Source organism: Methylobacterium sp. WL18, assembly GCF_008040015.1.
Classification (GTDB): Bacteria; Pseudomonadota; Alphaproteobacteria; order Rhizobiales; family Beijerinckiaceae; genus Methylobacterium; species Methylobacterium mesophilicum.
Genome location: NZ_VRVD01000456.1, coordinates 1 through 3,816, shown reverse-complemented (window position 1 = coordinate 3,816; position 3,816 = coordinate 1). Strand labels below are relative to the sequence as shown.

Genomic DNA, 3,816 nt, shown 5'->3' with positions numbered 1-3,816 from the left:
CCCCCGGCCGAGGGTCTTTCGCCGATCGAGGCCGCCAAGGCGAAGGCCGTGCTGCGCGCGCCCGACGACGGGCCGATCGACTACGCCAAGGCGTATGGGCCGATCCCGGACGACGTGTTCCCGGTCCAGGCCTTCAACTACAAGAAGATGAACCCGGCCTATCTCCGGCAGGAGATCGCCTATAGCGGCCCCTACGAGCCGGGCACGATCATCGTAGACCCGCGCGCCCACCAGCTCACCCTGGTCGAGCAGGGCGGGCGCGCCCGCCGCTACGGCGTCGGCGTCGGCAAGCAGGGCTTCTCGTGGTCCGGCACCGCGACGGTGAATTCCAAGCAGGCCTGGCCGGATTGGTACCCGCCCAAGGAGATGATCGCCCGCAGCCCGAAGCTCGCCAGCGAGGTGGACAAGTTGCAAAGCGGCCTCGGCGTCGCCGGCGGTCTGCGCAACCCGCTGGGCGCGCGCGCCATGTATCTCTGGCAGGGCAACAAGGACACGCTGTTCCGCATCCACGGCACCCTCGAGCCGTTCTCGATCGGCAAGAGCGTGTCCTCGGGCTGCATCCGGATGATCAACCAGGACGCGATCGACCTGTTCAGCCGGGTCAACGTCGGCTCCAAGGTCGTCGTCCTGAACTGATCGCTCTCGGGGGCGCCGTCGCGCCTAGAGCCGTGCCCTGGCGGGTTGAATCGCGCGGGGTAGGCGATCTGGCTGGCGTGTGATTCACTGGATGGGCTTGTGATGGAGGATCGCCATGCCTTCAGCCCTGTCGGTGGATCTGCGCGAGCGTGTGGTCGCTGCGATTGAAGCGGGTGCATCGCGGCGTCAGGCGGCCAAACGCTTCGGTGTCGGGGCGGCCAGCGCGGTCCGTTGGTACGAGCGCTTCCGTCAGGACAGGCAGATCGCGCCCAAGCCCATGGGCGGCGACCGCAACTCGCAGCGTCTGGAAGCGCAGGCGGCCCTGATCCTTCGACTCAACGAAGAACACCCGCTCTCCTTCTTGCGGGAACTGCGCGACAGGCTCTCGGAACGCGGCGTCCGGGCGAGCACGAGCAGCCTGTCACGCTTCTTCGCCCGGCATGGGATCACCCGTAAAAAGGGGCTGTCCACGCGGCCGAGCAGGAGCGGTCGGATGTGAGGGCCGCGCGCGAGGACTGGTTCGATGGGCAACCCGATCTAGATCCGGACCGCTTGGTTTTCCTCGACGAGACGGCCGCCACGACGAAGATGGTCCGCCGCTATGGTCGTTCTCCGTGCGGTCAGCGCTGCCGGATCGCCGTGCCTCACGGGCACTACAAGACCACCACCATCACCGCCGCCCTGCGCGCCACGGGACTGATCGCCAGGACCGTCTTCGATGGAGCCACGAATGGTATGCGCTTCCGCGCCTACGTCACCGACATCCTGGCTCCGGTGCTGAGGCCCGGTGACACTGTCATCCTCGACAATCTGAACGCCCACAAGGTCGCCGGGGTGCGCGAGGCCATCGAGGCGGTCGGCGCACGGGTTCTCTACCTCCCGCCCTACAGTCCCGACTTCAATCCGATCGAGCAGGTCTTTGCCAAGGTCAAAGCCCTCCTCCGGACGGCTGCAACACGGACCGCCGCCGACCTGACCATCGCCATCGAGGACGCGTTCGCCGCCGTCCGACCGGATGAGTGCCGAAACTACCTCACCGCTGCTGGATACGATGCCTATGAGCCAACCTGAAAGGACACGGCTCTAGCTGCGGCGGTGCTCTCCCAGGATCCGCCGGACCGTGCCGGCCTCCGAGCGGTAGACCACCGTCTCGGTCTGGATCCGGTCGGGCCGGAAGCGGACGCCGCGGAGGAGCGCCCCGTCGGTCACGCCGGTGGCGGCCACGATCACGTCGCCGCTGGCGAGATCCACCAGATCATATTTCCGGTTGAGGTCGTCGATGCCCATCTCGGCGGCGCGGCGGCGGCGCTCGGCCGTGTCCAAGATCAGCCGTCCCTGCATCTGGCCGCCGATGCACCGCATGGCCGCGGCCGCCAGCACGCCCTCGGGGGCGGCACCGGTGCCGAGATAGATGTCGATGCCGGTCTCGCCCGGGCTCGCCGTGAAGATGATGCCGGCGATGTCGCCGTCCGAGATCAGCCGGACTGCGGCGCCGGCGGCGCGCACCTCCGCGATCAGTGCGGCATGCCGGGGGCGGTCGAGGATCAGCGCGGTGATCTGATCGGGCTCGACGCCCTTGGCCCGGGCCAGCGCCGCGATGTTGTCGGCGGGGCTGGCGTCGAGGTCGACCAGGCCGGGCCGGTAACCGGGGCCGATGGCGATCTTCTGCATGTAGACGTCGGGGGCGGCGAGCAGCGAGCCGCGCTCGGCCATGGCCATCACGGCGATCGCGCCCGGCATGTCCTTGGCGCAGAGGGTCGTGCCCTCCAGGGGATCGACCGCGATGTCGACCTCGGGCCCCTCCCCCTGGCCGAGTTGCTCCCCGATGAACAGCATCGGCGCCTGGTCGCGCTCGCCCTCGCCGATCACCACCGTCCCGCGGATCGGCAGGCTGTTGAGTTCCGCCCGCATCGCGTCGACCGCGGCCTGATCGGCGGCCTTCTCGTCGCCCTTGCCCCGCAGCCGGGCCGCCGCGATGGCGGCGCGCTCCGTGACGCGGGCGAGTTCGAGGGCGAGCGTGCGCGGAACGCCACGCGGTTCGGACTTGGGGGCCACGGCCATCGCTTCCTGCCTTTGTCCGGGTCCGATCTTGAGTCGGATCCCGGTTTGATCGTCGTCGACCAACGCCTGTCAGCCTACGCGCGCCGCAAAAGTATCACTTATCTTGCATCAACATTGCGGCACATGACGCGACTTTGTGCACTCTTATTCACGCTCGATGCGGATGACCTGCGGCGGCTCGGCCAGCAGCCCGTCGGCGCCGATCGCGTCGAGCGCGTCGCGGATGTTGCCCTCGGTGGCCGCGTAGGTGATCAGCACCAGGGGCACCGGCCGGCCCGAACGCCCGCGGGGATCCGTCCCGGCGCCCTCGGTGCGGCGCTGGAGGATGCTCTCCAGGGAGATCTCCCGCTCGGCCATCCGCTGGGCAACGCCGGCGGCGACGCCGGGGCGGTCGTGGACGGTCAGCCGGATGTAATAGCCGCCCTCGTGCCGCTGCATCTCCACCCGCTCGCTGGCGCGCATCGACGCCGCCGGCACCCCGAAGGTCGGGCGGACGATACCGCGGGCCACGTCGGCGATGTCGGCGACCACTGCGGAAGCCGTCGCCTCGCCGCCGGCGCCCGGGCCGATCAGCGTCAGCTCGCCGACCGCGTCGGCGTCGATGGTGACGGCGTTGGTCACGCCCATCACCTGGGCGATGGCGGAGGATTTGGGCACCATGGTCGGGTGGACGCGCTGCTCGATCCCGGCCTCGGAGGCCTGGGCGACGCCGAGCAGCTTGATCCGGTAGCCGAGTTCGTCGGCCATGCGCAGGTCGAGGGGCTGCACCCGGGAGATGCCCTCCACCGACACACCGTCGGCGTCGATGGTGGTGCCGTAGGCCAGACTCGTCAGGATCGCGAGCTTGTGGGCGGTGTCGAAACCCTCGACGTCGAAGGTCGGGTCCGCCTCGGCGTAGCCCAGCGCCTGCGCATCCTTGAGGCAGGCCTCGAAGGTCAGGCCCTCGCGCTCCATGCGGCTGAGGATGTAGTTGCAAGTGCCGTTGAGGATCCCGTAGACGCGCGCCACGGCGTTGCCGGGCAGGCCCTCGCGCAGGGTCTTGATCACCGGTATGCCGCCGGCCACCGCGGCCTCGTAGGCCAGCGCGACGCCGTTCGCCTCGGCGAGCGCCGCCAGCGC

At 69.4% G+C, this 3,816-nt stretch carries 4 protein-coding genes; 2 read left to right on the top strand and 2 right to left on the bottom strand.

What is annotated here, in order from left to right; genetic code table 11:
- Both FV228_RS22805 and FV228_RS22800 read left to right on the top strand, forming a co-directional pair.
- On the top strand, window positions 1–636 hold a 636-nt coding region (locus tag FV228_RS22805; RefSeq protein ID WP_147856684.1), incomplete at its 5' end, for a L,D-transpeptidase.
- Between the two features lie 115 nt (window positions 637–751).
- A protein-coding gene (locus FV228_RS22800) for an IS630 family transposase (protein ID WP_147856683.1) occupies window positions 752–1,707 on the top strand; the annotation gives its coding sequence in 2 pieces (ribosomal slippage) (window positions 752–1,097 and window positions 1,097–1,707; 957 coding nt in all).
- Window positions 1,708–1,719: 12 nt separating this feature from the next.
- On the opposite strand, the gene glpX is transcribed toward FV228_RS22800, so the two are convergent.
- Both glpX and FV228_RS22790 read right to left on the bottom strand, forming a co-directional pair.
- Entirely contained in the window at window positions 1,720–2,697 is a 978-nt protein-coding gene (gene glpX, locus FV228_RS22795; protein ID WP_147856682.1) for a class II fructose-bisphosphatase, read from the bottom strand.
- Window positions 2,698–2,841: 144 nt separating this feature from the next.
- The coding region (locus FV228_RS22790; protein ID WP_147856681.1) for a homoserine dehydrogenase at window positions 2,842–3,816 on the bottom strand (975 nt) is incomplete at its 5' end.

Coding starts and splice junctions, on each gene's coding strand:
- glpX (WP_147856682.1), bottom strand. CDS start 2,697: ATGGCCGTGGCCCCCAAGTCCGAACCGCGTGGCGTTCCGCGCACGCTC.